The organism is Scandinavium hiltneri (assembly GCF_024764835.1).
In the GTDB taxonomy this organism is placed as follows: Bacteria; Pseudomonadota; Gammaproteobacteria; order Enterobacterales; family Enterobacteriaceae; genus Scandinavium; species Scandinavium hiltneri.
In genome coordinates this window covers 101946-117599 of sequence record NZ_JALIGE010000067.1, presented here as the reverse complement: position 1 = coordinate 117599, position 15654 = coordinate 101946, and the positions used below count along the sequence as shown (strand labels likewise).

Sequence of the window (15654 nt, the reverse complement as noted above, 5' to 3'; positions counted from 1 at the left end):
GTGGCGCAGTATAAAAAGAACGGGAGATCAGTCCAGCATCTTAATGATGGAAAAAATGCAAAGTGCGTACTGCCTTCCTGAGAAAATGAAACGGTGCGGTCGTTTCATGGATTACTGGATAACCGTTCGGAAAATTGCCCACGTAACCGGACGCATTTCGCCAGCGCCAGCGCAAGAATGGCTATTACCACTCCGAGTGACAACGAAAACCACAGCGTACCGTCTACGCCTGCATGACTGCCAAGCCAGGCCCAGGCAAAAGGGGATATGGCTGCAAGCAGCTGGCCCGGGATCAGCAGCAAACCGGTGCGTTCGGCGTACTGTTCCGGGTTGAAGAGTTGCAGTGGCAGGGTGGCTTTCACCACGGTCATCAACCCGTTGACCGCGCCGTATCCGAGGGCAAACCCCGCAATAGCGGCAGGTGCAACGTTGGCGGTCAACGCGAGCAGAAAACACAGCGGGATCAGTAACGATGTAATGACGGCCAGGCGTGCGGGCGTCAGGCGCTGCCCAGAGATCACATCGAGCAGCCGCGCGCCCGTCTGGCCTATGCCCCACAGCATTCCCACACTGACAGGAAGGCCGAAGTTGGCGATAAGCTCCGGTAAATGCGTTGATGTTCCATTCGAGACAAAAGTCATTAGCGCGATAAACAGGGCATAGAGGATGGCGGGTAAGCGGGCCGTAGAGCACTGAGAAACAGAGTGCGCCTGAGTCTTTCTCGATGACTGGCGATTGGGGATTGCCCGCAATAAACTCGCGTTGAGCAGTCCTGCGCAGCCATAGATAAACAGGGCCGTTTGCCAGGAGACCCATTCCAGCAACAGGGTTCCCAGCGGCCAGAACACGACCGAGGCCAGACCGCCAAACAGCGCAACCTGAGAAATCACCTGACGCGCAGCCGGCCCGTAAAGGCCGACCAATACAGCGAACAGTGCGTCATACAGCGACAAACGCATCCCAATCCCGATAACGCTCCAGCCCGCTATCCATATTATTTTGGTCGTAGAAAGCGAGAGCATAAAACACCCGAAGGCAATCAGCAGCGTGCCAGTCATCACCAATCGCTGACCGCCAAACAGCGCGAGCAGCCTGGCGGTGAAAGGGGAAGCAGCCGCCATGATGAGCATCGCCAGCGTTAAACCACCGTATATAAAAGAGGGCGCCCAGCCAGTGGTAAGCATGATGGCGTGGGCAAAGGTGCCTGGCATATAAAAGGATATGCCCCAGTTAATAAGCTGGCTCAGCCCGGCGCAGGTCGTCACTCGGCGGGTAGGCGTCAGATAATCGCTGGTCATTGTTTTATCTCAATGTTATTACAAAGGTATCCAGCCTATGCCGCTCATTCCTAAGGTGGTAGGGGCGTAACCTGATGCAGCGTATGAGAAAAACTTAGAGATGACGTCTCTCAATCTGAGTCACTTAGCCACGTTTCGCCTGGTTGTCGGGCGCGGAAGTTTTTCCGCCGCCGCTGATGCGCTGGGCCTGTCGCAGCCTGCGGTGAGTCTGCAAATCCGACAGCTTGAACAATCACTGCGTGCCCGGCTGGTTGAAAGGACCGGGCGCGGCGTGACGGCAACTGCTGCGGGCCTCGCATTACTTGCTCACAGCGAGAGAATCTCGCAGGCCGTTGATGATGCCGTTCGTGCGGTGAGTGAGGTTTCGCAGGACGTGAGCGGCCAGGTGCGAATTGGCACCGGCGCGACGGCGTGTATTCATCTGTTGCCGCCCGCATTGCAATACCTGCGTGAAACCTACCCTTCGCTGCAGGTTGGCGTTACAACGGGAAACACGGTCGATATTGTGCGGGCGGTGGAAGAGAATCGCCTTGATCTGGGATTGGTCACGCAGCCAGTCAGCAGTCGTCAACTTGTAGTTAACCGCTGCCGGGAAGAGGAATTTGTGTTTATCTGCCGCTCGGGAAAGGGGGCGATGCCGATTTCGGCTGACGGCCTGTATGCCTTGCCGTGGATCGCCTTCGAAGAAGGCAGCGGAACGCGTTTGCTCATCGACAGCTGGTTTTCTGCCAGCGGTCTGACGATATCGCCAGTGATGGAATCGGGCAGTATTGAGGCGATAAAACGGCTGGTGAGGGCCGGACTTGGGGTGAGTATTGTGCCGAAGATGGCGGTTGAGAATGTATTCGACAGCGAAGGATTAGAGGTTCATTCGCTGGTGCCCGTTCTGCATCGCCAGCTGGCGTTTGTGATGCGCCCGGACAAAATTCTCAGCAGAGGAATGGCGGAAGTGATACGCCTGTTGACGTAAGAGGTGAAAAACCCCCGGTGATGTGCTGACATCACCGGGGTTTTCTTTAGGTGTTTTCGGTAATACGACGAGCAGTTTCGTAATGAGCTTGCCAGTAATTATTGGCAAGGCTTGAAACTGTGACCCCTTTTATTTTCGACGCATGGATAAATTCATTATTTCCCACATAGACGCCGACATGGCGTGTTGCTCTTGAGGTTTTGAAAAACACCAGATCGCCAGGCTTCAGTTCATTCTGAGCAATACGAAAACCATGATTAATTTGCTCGCCGGTAGTGCGTGGCAGACTCATGTTCATCGAACCTTGAAAAACAGCCTGCATCAGCGCGGAACAGTCGATGCCACGATGAGATGAGCCACCAAAATGATAGTGTGTTCCTTTCCAGCGAGAATATTGATCGAGAATTTTTGATTTTATATTTTCTGTCGACGGTACAGATATTTTCTGGGTCAGGCTCTGATTATTTAAAGTGGTCAATTCTGATGGCATGTTAAAAGCGAATGCGTGGCCAGAAATAATCGTCGTGGTACACAAAACGAGAGCAAAGAACGTTTTAGATAAATGCATAAAAGAAAAAGTCTTTAAAAGAGCGAAAAAATCCTTACGAATAATAGACCGGACTCCTCCCGGAAAGTGCGCAAATAATATACTTTGCTCGTTTTTTGTCCAGGCTTGGTGCAGTCTCTTTTTGGACTGAGATCGGCGGCGTGTCTGGAATCGCTGATTTTTAAAGGGTATTATTGATGCAACTTATGATTTGAGGATGCACCATGTCAGGAAGCCGTATCCGCAGAGAGAAACTGACGATTCGTCGGATGATTGCGCTCTTTGCAAAACGCTGTCCGCAGGCCATTTCAGCGCCAGAGCACTACGCGGCGCTGAATGCCTATGCGGAAAAACGGCTCGACAAATGTGTCTTTGGTGAAGAAAAACCGGCCTGCAAGCAATGCCCGGTGCATTGCTATCAGCCCGCTAAGCGGGAAGAGATGAAGCAGATTATGCGCTGGGCGGGGCCACGTATGCTGTGGCGGCATCCGTTGCTGACTGTCCTGCATCTGATGGATGATAAGCGCACGGTGCCTGAGCTACCGGAAAAATACCGACCGAAGAAATAGGAAACACGCCGCAGGACAAGCGGCGTGGAGAAGTACTACGCGCGGGTGGCGAGCAGAATGGCAGAGGCTTTGATCAGCGCAATCACGCGGCTGCCAGAAGCCAGCTTCATCTCGTGCTGGCTTTCATTGGTAATGACCGCCACCAGTTCGAATCCGGCATCGGTTTTGATATGCACTGTCGCGTTAACTGCCCCTTCCGTCACTTGAGAAACGTTGCCGGCAAACTGATTACGGGCGGAGAATTTCAGGCCGCAGTCTTCGCTGGCAAGGGTGACCCACGGGGCTTTAATCAATGCCACGGCTTCCTTACCGTCGACCAGACCGAGCGCCTGCTGGCTGCTGTGCGTGACGATAGCCACGAGCTTCGCGCCGCCTGTCAGCGTTAATTCCACTTCATCATTCACCGCGCCTGCTGCCACTGCGCTAACTTTACCGCTAAGCTGGTTACGTGCTGATACTGACATATTGCCTCCTTTCTGTGAGTGTCCTGGTTTTATAGCCTGTCCCGCCGATTTACACCAGTACGTCTTTATCGATTCCCAGGCGCTTCATGCGTGAAAGCAACGTGGTTCGTTTAAGGCCCAACCGTTGAGCCGCACCTTTCGGCCCGGCCACCACACCGTTGGTTTCTTTCAGTATGCGAATGATCTGCTGCGTTTCATCTTCACCTTCCTGCGGCAGCTCACCCTGATTGCCGGGCTGTGCCGTAGGGCGATACAACATTTCTGGCAGCGAAAATTGCAGCACGTTACCCTGTGTCAGCAATACCGCGCGCTCAATGACGTTCTCCAGTTCCCGCACGTTTCCCGGCCACGGCATTTCACTCAGCGTGCGCAGCGTGTGCGCCGGAATGCTGTCAATCTGACGGCCAAGTCGCCGGGCAATTTTATGGGTGAAGGCTTTAGCCAGTAACGGAATATCCTCCGGGCGCTCACGCAGCGGCGGCAGCTGGACAGGAAAGACGTTCAGGCGATAATAAAGATCGCTGCGAAACGCCCGGTCTTCCACCATTTGCCGCAGGTCGCGATTGGTGGCAGCAATCAGGCGAACGTCGGTCCGAATCAGTTTATTGCAGCCGAGGCGCTCAAATTCCTGATCCTGTAAAACGCGCAGTAGCTTCGGCTGAAGCTCAAGCGGCATGTCGCCGACTTCATCAAGAAACAGCGAGCTTTTGTCTGCCAGCTCGAAACGTCCGACGCGTGGCGCGCTTGCCCCGGTAAATGCCCCACGCGAATGGCCGAACAGGTCGCTTTCCAGCAATCCAGCGGGCATCGCGGCGCAGTTCATTTTGATCATCCGCTGTTCACGGCGATGGCTCAGATGGTGAATGGCGCGCGCAATCAGCTCCTTACCCGTACCGGTTTCACCGAGAATAAGCACCGTGCTGTCGCTTTGCGCCACCATTTCCACCTGACGCAGCACGGTAAGCATCGCATCGCTGCGCCCGATAATCTCGCCAAAATCGTTATCCAGCGTGTTGAGCTGTTCGGTAAGCACTTTGTTTTCATCCGCCAGGCGCTCTTTCAGACGCTGGATCTCCCGATACGCCAGCGCATTATCGACCGCAATCGACACCCGTCCGGCAATCTGGCGCAGCAGACGAAGATTGCTGGCAGTGAAAACCTGTTCATTACGCTGGGCCAGTTTCAGCACGCCGAGCGTCGTGGAGCCAGACATCAGCGGCAGCAGGCACAGGCTTTGTAGCTCATTTCCCCACAGGGAAAACAGCTGGCGATCCCCCTGCGGCAGCTGATTCAGATTGGCCAGCGTTAGCAGCATCATTTGCTGTTGTTTAAAGATTTGCTCACTCAGCGAACCGCGTTCGTCCAGTTCGGCTACGTCATGCAGCGGCGCTTCACCGTCCAGATAATGGCTGGTGTATACGTCGAGCTTGCCCGGCTGCGGGCTGCGGAGCACCACGCTAATCGCATCGATGTGGAAATGATCGTGAAGGGCCTTTGCCACTTCGCTGACCAGTTCGTCAATGTTAAGCCGCGACAGTACTGCGTTGGTGATATCGACCAGAATGCGGAAATTATCCCGTTCAAGGCGAAGCTGCTGGCGATCGGCGCTGCGGCTAAGGCGGGTCAGGAACTGTTCGGTGACGATTGCCACCAGCTGAGTCAATGTTTGCAGGCGCTGAAATTCTTTCTCGCTCCACGCGGCGTCGTTGTCGCGGATAAACTCGCAGCCACCTACAATGCGACCTTCCTGCGCCAGCGGGAGCAGGACATAGCGACCAAATTCAGGATAAAGAGGGTTATTCGTCAGCGTCGGCCAGGCGGCACAAAATTCCTGATAGTCGCAGTTGAGCGCATCTGGCCGGGTCAATAGCCGGTGAAGGGGGCCCTGCGCCAGCAGGATTTCTTCGCCGCTTTTACCGGGCGCACAGGTGGCGCTGGCGTGATAACTCACGCGCTGATTTCCGGGCTGCCACAGCAAAATAGCCACGCGTTCGGCAAGCCCGGCCTGTTTGATCAACTGTGTCAATGCTTCGCAAACACCGGACAGATCGCGCTGTTGCAGCAAAGACCGGGTAATATCAAGCAGGCCCTGCTGGCCGAGATCGCTCATCGCTGTTGATGACATAGTGCTTACCCACAATGCGCCGCTGGCGCGAAAATAGCGTTAGCAGATCCGCGGTAGCGGTTCGGCATGAGGTAAATCTAACGTGCGACGCACGCCGTAAAGCCCGGTCAGGTGCACGCCGCGGCGCTCGGTGATTTCGCCGATGATGGCGGCATCACAGCCTAATGGGTGCGAGCGTAGCGTGGAGAGTACGCGCTCTGCATCTCCTGCGGACACGCCTATCACTAGCTTGCCTTCGTTGGCGAAGTTCAGGGCATCAAGCCCGAGCAGTTCACACACGCCGCGGACGGCAGATTTCACCGGCAGGCTGGCTTCATGCAGCATCACACCACAGCCGCTGGCGGCTGCAAATTCATGAGCTACCGCGTTCACGCCGCCCCGAGTGGCATCACGCAACGCCTTCACGCCGGGAATGTCTCGCATAGTCTGAATCAATGGCGTCAATACCGCGCAGTCGCTGCGCAAATCGCCATCCAGCCCCAGTTGTTCTCGCAGGTTGAGAATGGCTGCGCCGTGATCGCCGAGGGTGCCGCTGACCAGCAGCACGTCGCCCGGCACGAGCTGCTGCGCGCCCCAATGAATATCGGCTGGAATGGCACCCAGCCCGGCAGTGTTGATGAACAGTTTGTCCGCCGCACCGCGCGGCACCACTTTAGTGTCACCGGTGACGATGGCGATGTCGGCGGCTTTTGCCGTCTGCGCCATGCTGTTGACGACGTTTTCCAGAACCGCCATCTCCAGCCCCTCTTCGAGGATAAAACCGCAGGAAAGGTAGCGCGGAATAGCTCCGCTGACGGCGACGTCATTGGCGGTGCCGCAAATCGCCAGCTTGCCGATATCCCCGCCGGGGAAAAACAACGGGTCGATAACGTAGCTGTCGGTGGAAAATGCCAGCCGGTCACCGCTGGCGGTGAGCGACGCGAGTGATAAACGGGCCTGATCTTCTTGTTCTGCCAGCCACGGGTTATCGAATGCCTGCATGAACAAATCGTTAATCAGTTGCTGCATCGCCTGGCCGCCGCTGCCGTGGGCTATTTGTACGGTTTTCATTGTTCACCTTCCTGACTTCGGTACTGATACCACGCCGCACAGGCGCCTTCGGAGGACACCATCAGCGCGCCAAACGCACTTTGTGGATTGCAGACGCTGCCAAACAGCGGGCATTGATGCGGCTTACAGCGTCCGGTGAGCACCTCGCCACAGCGGGCGCGCGGGTCATCGCATACCTGACGCGGCGGCGGCTGGAAATGGGCTTCGGCGTCAAAGCGCTGGTACTCCGGCATTAATTTCACGCCCGATTCGGCAATGACCCCGAGACCGCGCCATTCGCTGTCACCGTTGACGGCAAAAACGTCGGCAATGGCCGTCTGTGCCAGGGCGTTGCCCGCATCCGGCACCACGCGGCGATACTGGTTCTCGACGTGGCTTTCACCCGCGATTTTCTGTTCCACCAGCATGTTGACGCCCTGCAACAGATCGACCGGCTCAAAACCGGCAACCACTAACGGGCGCTGATAATGATCGGCAATAAAATCGTAGCTGTGCGTACCAATCACCATGCTGACATGGCCCGGAGCCAGAAAGGCGTCAATGCTGTTGTCCGGCTGTTCGAGCAGGCTGCGCAAGGTGGGAATCAGCGTGATGTGCTGACAGAAGAAGAGAAAATTAGTCAGGTTCTGCGCTTTTGCCTGCTGCAAGGTGATCGCCGTAGCGGGCATGGTGGTTTCAAAACCGAGACCAAAAAAGACCACTTTGCGCCCGGGATTTTCCGTCGCCAGGCGTAGGGCATCCATCGGTGAATAGACGATGCGGATATCAGCCCCGCGCGCTTTGGCCTGGGTCAGCGAGCCGTTTTTTCCCGGCACGCGCATCGCATCGCCAAAGGTGCAAAAAATGACCTCAGGGTGGCTGGCGATATCGATACAGGTGTCGATTCTGCCCATCGGCAGCACGCAGACCGGGCATCCCGGGCCGTGAATAAACTCGATGTTGTCCGGCAAAAGCTGGTCGAGGCCAAAGCGGAAAATAGCGTGAGTGTGCCCACCGCAGACTTCCATGATCCGCAGCGGTTTTTCACGCGTACAGGAAAGAAGCGGGGCGCGGGTTTTCAGGTTCGCGATAAGCTGCATTACCTGCTCAGGCGCGCGGTATTCATCAACAAAACGCATCACCTATCCTCGCCCCACATCAGCGCGCCGACGTCGGGTTCGACTTCGAACATGTTTTGCAACGCGGCCAGCGTCTCGCGGGCTTCGTGCTCATCAATCACGCTCATGGCGAAACCGACGTGCACCAGCACCCACTGGCCCATGCGTGACTGGCCCTGTTCATCGGTGACGCCGACCAGTGTCAGGTCCACATCGCGCTGAATTCCGCAGACATCGACCTTCGCCAGGTTCCCGTCGATAGCGCAAATTTGTCCCGGAACGCCTATGCACATCGCTGCGTCTCCAGCCACGTGAGCCATGTGTCCATGCCTTCTCCGCTGGTGGCGGATATCAGGATAACCTCAATGGCAGGGTTTACTTCTCGCGCATAGCTCAGGCACGTTTCGACGTCGAATTGCAAATACGGCAGCAGGTCGATTTTGTTCAGTAGCAGCAGGGACGCGGCGGCAAACATTTGCGGATACTTCAGCGGTTTGTCCTCGCCTTCGGTGACGGAGAGCACCGCCACTTTATGCCGCTCGCCAAGATCGAAACTGGCCGGGCACACCAGGTTGCCGACGTTTTCGATAAACAGAATTCCGTTATCTTTCAGATCCAGGCGCGGGGCGGCGTCGGCAATCATCTGCGCATCGAGATGGCAGCCTTTGCCGGTATTGACCTGAATCGCCGGGGTACCGGTGGCGCGAATGCGGGCGGCGTCATTCACCGTTTGCTGGTCACCTTCGATAACCGCGCACGGCACGCTTCCGTTAAGGCGGGTCAGCGTTTCAGTCAGCAGCGTCGTTTTACCGGATCCGGGGCTGGAAACCAGATTCAGCACCAGCAGTTCACGCGCGGCAAACTGTGCCCGGTTGTGGGCCGCCAGCCGGTTATTTTTCTCCAGCACGTCAATTTCCACTTCCAGCATTTTGCGCTGGCTGATGCCCGGTGCGTGCGTGCCCGCTTCACCGTGTCCGTAGTGCAAATCGCCCTGCGTTGACTGCTGTGGGCTGAATTCTGGCGTGATGCCGGTAATGGTGAGCGCCGGGCGCGAGGCGGGTGCAAACGGCGCGCCGCGAAAGGCCGAATGCGGATTGTGCTCGTCGCCTTCTATATAGCGATTGCCGTCCGCGCAGCCACAGGTTGTACACATACCTTATTCCTCAATGACTTCGATGCGCTGAATCTGAAATCCGTCATCAGCGACAATACGTAACCGGTCGCTGCCGCACTGTGGGCAGCGGCGAACGTGTTGCGAGATAAGTTTGATGTCCCTCTGACATTCCGGGCACCAGCACTGCGCAGATTGTTCTTCAATGTGCAGCTGGCAGCCTTCCGCCAGCGTGCCGCGACACACCAGCTCAAAGCAGAAACTCAGGGATGAGGGCTCCACGCAGGAAAAGGCCCCGACCTTCAGCCAGACCGCCGTCACGCGGGTGGCATTGTTGGCGAGTGCCTGCTGCTCGACAATTTCCAGCGCTCGCTGGCAAAGGGTGATTTCGTGCATAACGTTTCCCGTTAATTCTGGACTTCGCTTCCCTAAGCAAAATACAGGCCATTATTCATTGTGTTGATTTTTATCGATAAATCACTGAATGACAGATCTGGAATGACATTAGTGACGGCACGTCGCCACAAATGACGGCGAGGTCGAATGGCACAGAAAACGTCGATCGTCACAATCGTCGTCACGCTGACGATGACAGTCTCTGAAGGGGGAGGGTGGTGTCTAACTAATTGTTTAATATGTAAATAATGAAATGGCACGCAAATTGCTATACAAGCCGGATAATTTTCTTCCGCTTCAGAGGAATAACCATGAACCGCTTTGTGATTGCGGATCCTCAGTGGTGCATCGGATGCAATACCTGCCTCGCGGCCTGCTCCGATGTCCATAAAGCTCAGGGGCTACAGCAGCACCCGAGACTCACGATGGCACGTACCGGTGACGAGACAGCCCCGGTGTTATGCCGTCATTGCGAAGATGCGCCCTGCAAACGGGTGTGTCCGGTCAACGCCATCGCACTTGAGGACGACAGCGTCCAGATAAACGAAAGCCTGTGCATCGGCTGCAAACTCTGTGGCCTGGTGTGTCCGTTCGGGGCGATTACGCCTGCGGGCAGCACGCCGCTGAATATGCCCGCGCAGTTTGAACACTACGTTCCGGCGTCATTGCTCAGCGATGTGCCGGTCAGCCCGGACAGCATGCATCCGTTTTTGAGCTGGAATGCCGGTATGCGCACCATCGCCGTTAAATGCGACCTGTGCCATTTCCTGCCGGAAGGCCCGGCGTGCGTGCATTCCTGTCCGACAAAAGCACTGCACCTGATTGAGCCGCAGTCCATTGAGGCCCAGGCGAAACAGCGTCGGTCGCAAACCGCGCTGTCGATGCCGGAGACCTTGCCGGGTCAGGTGAACTTTGCAGGGGAGCAAAACTAATGGATTCACTGCAATTACTGATGTGGTCGCTGGCCTTGTACGTTGTAGGCGGCGTGGTGTCTTTGCTGCTGCAAAAAAACGAAGGGCAGGCCATTCGCGTGGCGGGCATCAGTGCGATGCTCGGTGGTTTGCTTGGCCTGTGCAGCGCACTGCCGGTGTTGTTCAGCGGTGAAGTGCTGAACTGGAGTGCGGCGGGGCCGTTCCCGTTCGCGGCGTTTAGCGTGCGCATCGACAGCCTGGCAGCGTTTATGGTGACGGTGATTTCACTGCTGGTGATGCTCTGCGCCCTCTACTCGCTCTCTTATATGCAGGAATATCTCGGCAAAGGCGCGGCGTCGATGGGGTTCTTTATGAACCTGTTTATCGCCTCGATGGTCGGGCTGGTGGTGATGGACAACGGCTTCTGGTTCATCATCCTGTTCGAAATGATGTCGCTGGCCTCGTGGTTTTTGGTCATCGCCGATCAGAGCGAAGAGTCAATCAAGGCTGGGCTGCTGTACTTCTTTATTGCGCATGCCGGGTCGGTGCTGATCATGGTGGCCTTCTTCCTGATGTGGCGTGAAAGCGGCAGTCTGGAGTTTGAATCCTTCCGTCATTTGCATCTTTCCGCAGGCCTGGCGTCGGTGGTGTTTATTCTCGCATTCCTCGGTTTTGGGGCGAAGGCGGGGATGCTGCCACTGCACAGCTGGCTGCCGCGAGCGCACCCGGCGGCCCCGTCTCATGCGTCCGCGCTGATGTCCGGGGTGATGGTGAAAATTGGTATCTTCGGCATTATCAAAGTCGGGATCGACCTGCTTGGGGCGACAGAAAGCTGGTGGGGTCTGGTGGTGCTGGCGTTTGGTGCGGTGTCGTCGGTGCTTGGCGTGCTGTACGCGCTGGCCGAACATGATATCAAGCGCCTGCTGGCGTGGCACACCGTGGAGAACATCGGCATCATCCTGATGGGGGTTGGCGTCGGCATGGTCGGCATCGCCACGCACCATCCGCTGCTGGCGACCATTGGCCTGCTCGGCGCACTGTTCCATTTGCTCAACCACGCGCTATTTAAAGGGTTGCTGTTCCTCGGCGCGGGGGCGGTGATTTTCCGCGTTCACACCCGTGATATGGAAAAAATGGGCGGCCTCGCCAAGCTGATGCCGCTCACCGGCACCGCTTTCCTGATTGGCTGTATGTCCATTTCCGCACTGCCACCGCTGAACGGCTTCGTCAGCGAATGGTTTACCTACCAGTCACTGTTCACCATGAGCCATGACGGCGATTTCGCCATGCGTCTCGCCGGGCCGATTGCGATGGTCATGCTGGCGATTACCGGCGCGCTGGCGGCAATGTGCTTCGTCAAAGTCTACGGTATCAGCTTCTGCGGCGGCGCCCGCAGCGAGCAGGCGGAGCACGCACGTGAAGTGCCCTGGCCAATGACCGCCGCGATGATCGTGATGGCGCTGCTGTGCGTGGCGCTTGGCGTCGGCGCGTCCGTTGTCGCACCGGTGCTGACGCAGGTGGCGACTTCGCTGACGCACACCTCAGATGTGATTGTTGCCAATAATACCCTTCTGCAACCGGGTGACAGCGCTCAGGCGATGTTCTCTCCGGCCGTAACCTTCCTGTTGTTGCTGGGCCTGCCGTTACTGCCACTGGCGGCGTGGTGGGTGCTGCGTGGCACACGCGGGCCGTTCCGTCGTCGTGGCCAGCCGTGGGCCTGTGGTTACGCCTGGGAAGAGGCGATGTCTGCCTCTGCGGGTAGCTTCACTCAGCCGCTGCGCGTGATGTTTGCCCCGCTGTACCGGATGCGCAAGCAGCTCGATCCTTCTGACGCGTTAAGCCGCAGCCTGACCAAAGTCACCGATGGTGCGGCGGCGGTCGAGCCGTTCTGGGACGACCGTATTATCTGGCCGCTGGTGCGCCTTGTTCAGCGCGCCGGTGCGGGCATTCAGCGAATGCAGAGCGGGGACTTCCGCCTTTACTGCCTGTATGTGGTGGTGGCGCTGGTGGTTCTGTTACTGACCGTAGCTCTGTGAGGAGAATGAGATGTTAATCCAACAAACGCCTGCGTGGGGCATGGGGCTGTTCGCCGTGTGTCAGGCGGTCATTCTGCTGGCGCTGACGCCGCTGATGACCGGCATTTCCCGCCAGATCCGTGCGCGTATGCACTCCCGTCGCGGGCCTGGCATTCTGCAGGACTACCGTGACCTCGGCAAGCTGCTGAAGCGTCAGCCAGTCGGCCCGGATCAGTCCGGGGCGATGTTCCGCCTGATGCCGTGGGTGCTGCTCAGCAGCATGCTGCTGGTGGCGATGGCGCTACCCGTTTTTACCGCCACCTCACCGTTCGGCGGGGCAGGGGATTTAATCACCCTGCTGTATTTGTTCGCGCTGTTCCGTTTCTTCTTTGCCCTTTCCGGGCTCGACAGCAGCAGTTCGTTTGCAGGCATCGGTGCCAGCCGTGAACTCACGCTCGGTATTTTGGTGGAGCCTATCTTGCTCCTCGGCCTGCTGGTCGTGGCGCTGATTGTTGGCTCAACCAACATCGGCACCATCAGCGCGGCGCTGGCTCACGGCTGGAGCTCGCCACTGGCAATCTTCATGGCTTTCCTGGCCTGCGGGTTCGCGTCGTTTATCGAGATGGGCAAAATTCCGTTCGACGTCGCCGAAGCCGAGCAGGAACTCCAGGAAGGGCCGCTGACCGAATATTCCGGCTCTGATTTCGCGCTGGTGAAGTGGGGGATTGGCCTCAAGCAGGTGGTCGTCGCCGAAATGTTCCTCGCAGTGTTTATTCCGTTTGGCAAGGCCGTGAGCCTTAGCCCGACCGCGCTGTTGCTGGCGCTGGTCGTGATGGTCATCAAGCTGCTGGTGGTATTTGTGCTGGCATCGCTGGTGGAAAACTCGCTGGCGCGCGGGCGCTTCCTGCTGACGCATCACGTGACCTGGCTTGGGTTTGGCGTCGCGGCGCTGGGCTTCGTCTTCTACTTTACCGGTCTGTAAGGAGCCCCGTGAAATGATGGAAAATATCGCTCTGACGACCCTGCTGGTGCCGTTTGTCGGCGCGCTGCTGACGGCCTGTTCGCCAAAGCAGCAGGCGAAAAATATCTGCACCGTATTTGCGTTACTGGCCACGCTTGGCACCGTGGCGCTGGGCTGGCTGTTCCTCGCAGGTGGCAAAACCGACGCCACTTATACGCTGGTGAGCTATCACGGCGTGGCGCTGTTTGGTTTCACCGTTGACCGGATAAGCACCCTGATTGCATTTGCGGTGGTGTTCCTCGGTCTGCTGGTAAGCCTCTATTCCACCGGGTATCTGACCCGCGGTAACCGTGAGCATCCGCACGACGGGGATAACCGCTACTACGCCTTCCTGCTGATTTTTATCGGCGCGATGGCGGGGCTGGTGCTGTCGTCCACGCTGCTCGGTCAGCTGTTGTTCTTCGAAATTACCGGCGGCTGTTCCTGGGCGCTGATTGGCTATTACCAGACGCAGAAATCGCAACGTTCAGCGATGAAAGCGCTGCTGATTACCCATGTGGCATCTCTCGGGCTGTATCTCGCCGCGGCGACGCTGTTCCTCAACACCGGCACCTTCTCGCTGAGCGCGTTAAGCCAGTTGCAGGGCAGCGCCAGCTATATCGTTTATGGCGGCATCCTGTTCGCTGCCTGGGGTAAATCTGCCCAGTTGCCGATGCAGGCCTGGCTGCCGGATGCGATGGAAGCTCCGACCCCAGTCAGTGCTTACTTACATGCCGCGTCGATGGTGAAAGTGGGCGTTTACATCTTTGCCCGCGCCATTCTGGAAGGCGGCAACGTACCGCACGTGATTGGCTGGGTGGGCATCGTGATGGCGACCATTACGATGGTGTACGGCTTCCTGATGTACCTGCCGCAGAAAGACATGAAACGCCTGCTGGCGTGGTCAACCATTACCCAACTGGCGTGGATGTTCCTTGCGTTATCGATGGCGGCGCTGGGCTCAAAACAGGCCCTCGACGGCGGCATTGCCTACATCTTCAACCATGCCTTTGCCAAAAGCCTGTTCTTCCTGGTGGCGGGTGCGTTCAGCTACAGCTGCGGGACCCGCTTGCTGCCGAAGCTGCGTGGGGTGATGAGCAAGTCGCCACTGCTCGGCATCGGTTTCTGCGTGGCCGCGCTGGCGATTGCCGGTGTGCCGCCATTCAACGGCTTCTTCAGTAAATTCCCGGTCTTTGCCGCGGGCTTCACGCTCTCAACTGAGCACTGGGAGCTGATCCCGGTAATGGTGCTGGCGCTGGTGGAATCGGTAGCAAGTTTTGCCTGGCTGATTTACTGGTTTGGTCGCGTAGTCCCAGGGGAGCAGAGCCCGGAAGTAGCGCAGATGGCGCCGCTTCCGTGGGCGATGCGTGCTGTTTTGGTCGTGCTGGTAATCATGTCGCTGGTTTCCAGCGTGATTGCCGCGATGTGGCTTAATTAAGGAGACGACGATGACCGGAGCCTTACTCGTAAATAATCTCGCCGGGCTGATGATGGTGACGTCGCTGCTGGTGATTGGTGCGAAGCATCCGCGCGGAGCCTGCTGGTGCTACGCCCTGCAATCGCTGGTGCTGGTGCTGATTTTCTTCACGCTCTCGCGCACGCTTGATTCGGAACAACTGTTGATGTGGTCCTTCAGTGCGCTGCTGACCAAAGTCATTCTGGTGCCGCTGATAATGGGGTTTGCGCTACGCAAGCTCAACGACCCGCAGGCCGATGCAAGCCTGATTAGCCCGGTTCTGCTGATGCTGGCTGCCGCGGTGATTGTGGTGCTGTGCTGGCTGGTGGTGCGCCCGGTGCAGCTTCCGCTGCTGCAAGGGTTGAAGCCCGCACTGGCGGTGGCGCTCGGCCACTTCCTGTTGGGGCTGCTGTGCATCGTGACCCAACGCAACATTCTTAAGCAGGTGTTCGGTTACTGCCTGATGGAAAACGGGTCGCATCTGGTGCTGGCGCTGCTGGCGAATAAAGCGCCGGAACTGGTGGAGATTGGGATCGCCACCGACGCGATTTTCGCGGTGATCGTCATGGTGCTGCTGGTGAGAAAAATCTGGCGCACGCTCGGCACGCTGGATGTCAATCAACTGACGGCGCTGAAGGGATAACA

General features: G+C 57.5%; 16 protein-coding genes. 7 read left to right on the top strand and 9 right to left on the bottom strand.

What is annotated here, in order from left to right:
• Window positions 1-104 precede the first annotated feature (104 nt).
• The gene (locus MUU47_RS02635; RefSeq protein ID WP_258986561.1) at window positions 105-1298 is read right to left on the bottom strand and encodes an MFS transporter; all 1194 of its coding nucleotides are present in this window, start codon (window positions 1296-1298) and stop codon (window positions 105-107) included.
• 100 nt (window positions 1299-1398) lie between these two features.
• On the opposite strand from MUU47_RS02635, the gene MUU47_RS02630 reads away from it, so the two are divergent.
• Window positions 1399-2268 (top strand): LysR family transcriptional regulator, encoded by an 870-nt coding sequence (locus tag MUU47_RS02630; protein WP_258986560.1) that lies wholly within the window; start codon window positions 1399-1401, stop codon window positions 2266-2268.
• A gap of 46 nt (window positions 2269-2314) precedes the next feature.
• Here the strand turns inward: MUU47_RS02630 and MUU47_RS02625 are convergent, their stop codons facing one another.
• Window positions 2315-2836: an NlpC/P60 family protein gene (locus tag MUU47_RS02625; protein WP_258986559.1), complete on the bottom strand. Its 522-nt coding sequence runs from the start codon at window positions 2834-2836 to the stop codon at window positions 2315-2317.
• A gap of 203 nt (window positions 2837-3039) precedes the next feature.
• Here MUU47_RS02625 and MUU47_RS02620 point away from each other — a divergent pair, with 203 nt between their 5' ends.
• Window positions 3040-3384, top strand: a complete 345-nt coding sequence (locus MUU47_RS02620; RefSeq protein WP_258986558.1) for a nitrous oxide-stimulated promoter family protein — start codon at window positions 3040-3042, stop codon at window positions 3382-3384.
• A gap of 35 nt (window positions 3385-3419) precedes the next feature.
• Here MUU47_RS02620 and MUU47_RS02615 read toward each other — a convergent pair whose 3' ends face one another.
• The 7 genes from MUU47_RS02615 to hypA are packed head-to-tail and all read right to left on the bottom strand — an operon-like array spanning window position 3420 to window position 9627.
• Window positions 3420-3848, bottom strand: a complete 429-nt coding sequence (locus MUU47_RS02615; RefSeq protein WP_258986557.1) for a TOBE domain-containing protein — start codon at window positions 3846-3848, stop codon at window positions 3420-3422.
• 49 nt (window positions 3849-3897) lie between these two features.
• Window positions 3898-5973, bottom strand: a complete 2076-nt coding sequence (flhA, locus tag MUU47_RS02610; protein ID WP_258986556.1) for a formate hydrogenlyase transcriptional activator FlhA — start codon at window positions 5971-5973, stop codon at window positions 3898-3900.
• A 39-nt stretch (window positions 5974-6012) separates the two neighbouring features.
• A complete protein-coding gene (gene hypE / locus MUU47_RS02605; protein WP_258986555.1) occupies window positions 6013-7023 on the bottom strand; it encodes a hydrogenase expression/formation protein HypE in 1011 nt (336 codons plus the stop codon).
• Entirely contained in the window at window positions 7020-8141 is a 1122-nt protein-coding gene (gene hypD, locus MUU47_RS02600; RefSeq protein ID WP_258986554.1) for a hydrogenase formation protein HypD, read from the bottom strand. Before hypD ends, hypE begins: the two co-directional genes overlap by 4 nt.
• Window positions 8141-8413: a HypC/HybG/HupF family hydrogenase formation chaperone gene (locus tag MUU47_RS02595; RefSeq protein WP_159775820.1), complete on the bottom strand. Its 273-nt coding sequence runs from the start codon at window positions 8411-8413 to the stop codon at window positions 8141-8143. Before MUU47_RS02595 ends, hypD begins: the two co-directional genes overlap by 1 nt.
• Window positions 8404-9273, bottom strand: a complete 870-nt coding sequence (gene hypB / locus MUU47_RS02590; protein WP_258986553.1) for a hydrogenase nickel incorporation protein HypB — start codon at window positions 9271-9273, stop codon at window positions 8404-8406. Before hypB ends, MUU47_RS02595 begins: the two co-directional genes overlap by 10 nt.
• A gap of 3 nt (window positions 9274-9276) precedes the next feature.
• On the bottom strand, window positions 9277-9627 hold the full coding sequence (hypA, locus tag MUU47_RS02585) for a hydrogenase maturation nickel metallochaperone HypA (RefSeq protein ID WP_258986552.1): 351 nt from the start codon (window positions 9625-9627) through the stop codon (window positions 9277-9279).
• 311 nt (window positions 9628-9938) lie between these two features.
• Between hypA and MUU47_RS02580 the strand changes: the two genes are divergently transcribed.
• The 5 genes from MUU47_RS02580 to hyfE are packed head-to-tail and all read left to right on the top strand — an operon-like array spanning window position 9939 to window position 15652.
• Window positions 9939-10559, top strand: coding sequence for a 4Fe-4S dicluster domain-containing protein (locus MUU47_RS02580; RefSeq protein WP_258986551.1), 621 nt, complete (start codon window positions 9939-9941; stop codon window positions 10557-10559).
• Window positions 10559-12574 (top strand): hydrogenase 4 subunit B, encoded by a 2016-nt coding sequence (gene hyfB / locus MUU47_RS02575; protein ID WP_258986550.1) that lies wholly within the window; start codon window positions 10559-10561, stop codon window positions 12572-12574. The genes MUU47_RS02580 and hyfB overlap by 1 nt, the downstream gene beginning before the upstream one ends.
• A gap of 10 nt (window positions 12575-12584) precedes the next feature.
• Entirely contained in the window at window positions 12585-13535 is a 951-nt protein-coding gene (locus tag MUU47_RS02570; RefSeq protein WP_309578252.1) for a respiratory chain complex I subunit 1 family protein, read from the top strand.
• Window positions 13536-13551: 16 nt separating this feature from the next.
• Window positions 13552-14991: a hydrogenase 4 subunit D gene (locus MUU47_RS02565; RefSeq protein ID WP_258986710.1), complete on the top strand. Its 1440-nt coding sequence runs from the start codon at window positions 13552-13554 to the stop codon at window positions 14989-14991.
• A 10-nt stretch (window positions 14992-15001) separates the two neighbouring features.
• Window positions 15002-15652, top strand: a complete 651-nt coding sequence (gene hyfE, locus MUU47_RS02560; RefSeq protein WP_159775808.1) for a hydrogenase 4 membrane subunit — start codon at window positions 15002-15004, stop codon at window positions 15650-15652.
• Window positions 15653-15654: the final 2 nt, after the last annotated feature.

What these genes read in the sequence shown, in the direction of transcription:
- MUU47_RS02570 (WP_309578252.1), top strand. Translation starts at nt 12,585, where the DNA reads ATGTTAATCCAACAAACGCCTGCGTGGGGCATGGGGCTGTTCGCCGTG.
- hypB (WP_258986553.1), bottom strand. Translation starts at nt 9,273, where the DNA reads ATGTGTACAACCTGTGGCTGCGCGGACGGCAATCGCTATATAGAAGGC.
- flhA (WP_258986556.1), bottom strand. Translation starts at nt 5,973, where the DNA reads ATGTCATCAACAGCGATGAGCGATCTCGGCCAGCAGGGCCTGCTTGAT.
- hyfE (WP_159775808.1), top strand. Translation starts at nt 15,002, where the DNA reads ATGACCGGAGCCTTACTCGTAAATAATCTCGCCGGGCTGATGATGGTG.
- MUU47_RS02630 (WP_258986560.1), top strand. Translation starts at nt 1,399, where the DNA reads ATGACGTCTCTCAATCTGAGTCACTTAGCCACGTTTCGCCTGGTTGTC.
- MUU47_RS02625 (WP_258986559.1), bottom strand. Translation starts at nt 2,836, where the DNA reads ATGCATTTATCTAAAACGTTCTTTGCTCTCGTTTTGTGTACCACGACG.
- MUU47_RS02565 (WP_258986710.1), top strand. Translation starts at nt 13,552, where the DNA reads ATGGAAAATATCGCTCTGACGACCCTGCTGGTGCCGTTTGTCGGCGCG.
- MUU47_RS02615 (WP_258986557.1), bottom strand. Translation starts at nt 3,848, where the DNA reads ATGTCAGTATCAGCACGTAACCAGCTTAGCGGTAAAGTTAGCGCAGTG.
- hypE (WP_258986555.1), bottom strand. Translation starts at nt 7,023, where the DNA reads ATGAAAACCGTACAAATAGCCCACGGCAGCGGCGGCCAGGCGATGCAG.
- MUU47_RS02620 (WP_258986558.1), top strand. Translation starts at nt 3,040, where the DNA reads ATGTCAGGAAGCCGTATCCGCAGAGAGAAACTGACGATTCGTCGGATG.
- MUU47_RS02580 (WP_258986551.1), top strand. Translation starts at nt 9,939, where the DNA reads ATGAACCGCTTTGTGATTGCGGATCCTCAGTGGTGCATCGGATGCAAT.
- MUU47_RS02635 (WP_258986561.1), bottom strand. Translation starts at nt 1,298, where the DNA reads ATGACCAGCGATTATCTGACGCCTACCCGCCGAGTGACGACCTGCGCC.
- hypA (WP_258986552.1), bottom strand. Translation starts at nt 9,627, where the DNA reads ATGCACGAAATCACCCTTTGCCAGCGAGCGCTGGAAATTGTCGAGCAG.
- hypD (WP_258986554.1), bottom strand. Translation starts at nt 8,141, where the DNA reads ATGCGTTTTGTTGATGAATACCGCGCGCCTGAGCAGGTAATGCAGCTT.
- hyfB (WP_258986550.1), top strand. Translation starts at nt 10,559, where the DNA reads ATGGATTCACTGCAATTACTGATGTGGTCGCTGGCCTTGTACGTTGTA.
- MUU47_RS02595 (WP_159775820.1), bottom strand. Translation starts at nt 8,413, where the DNA reads ATGTGCATAGGCGTTCCGGGACAAATTTGCGCTATCGACGGGAACCTG.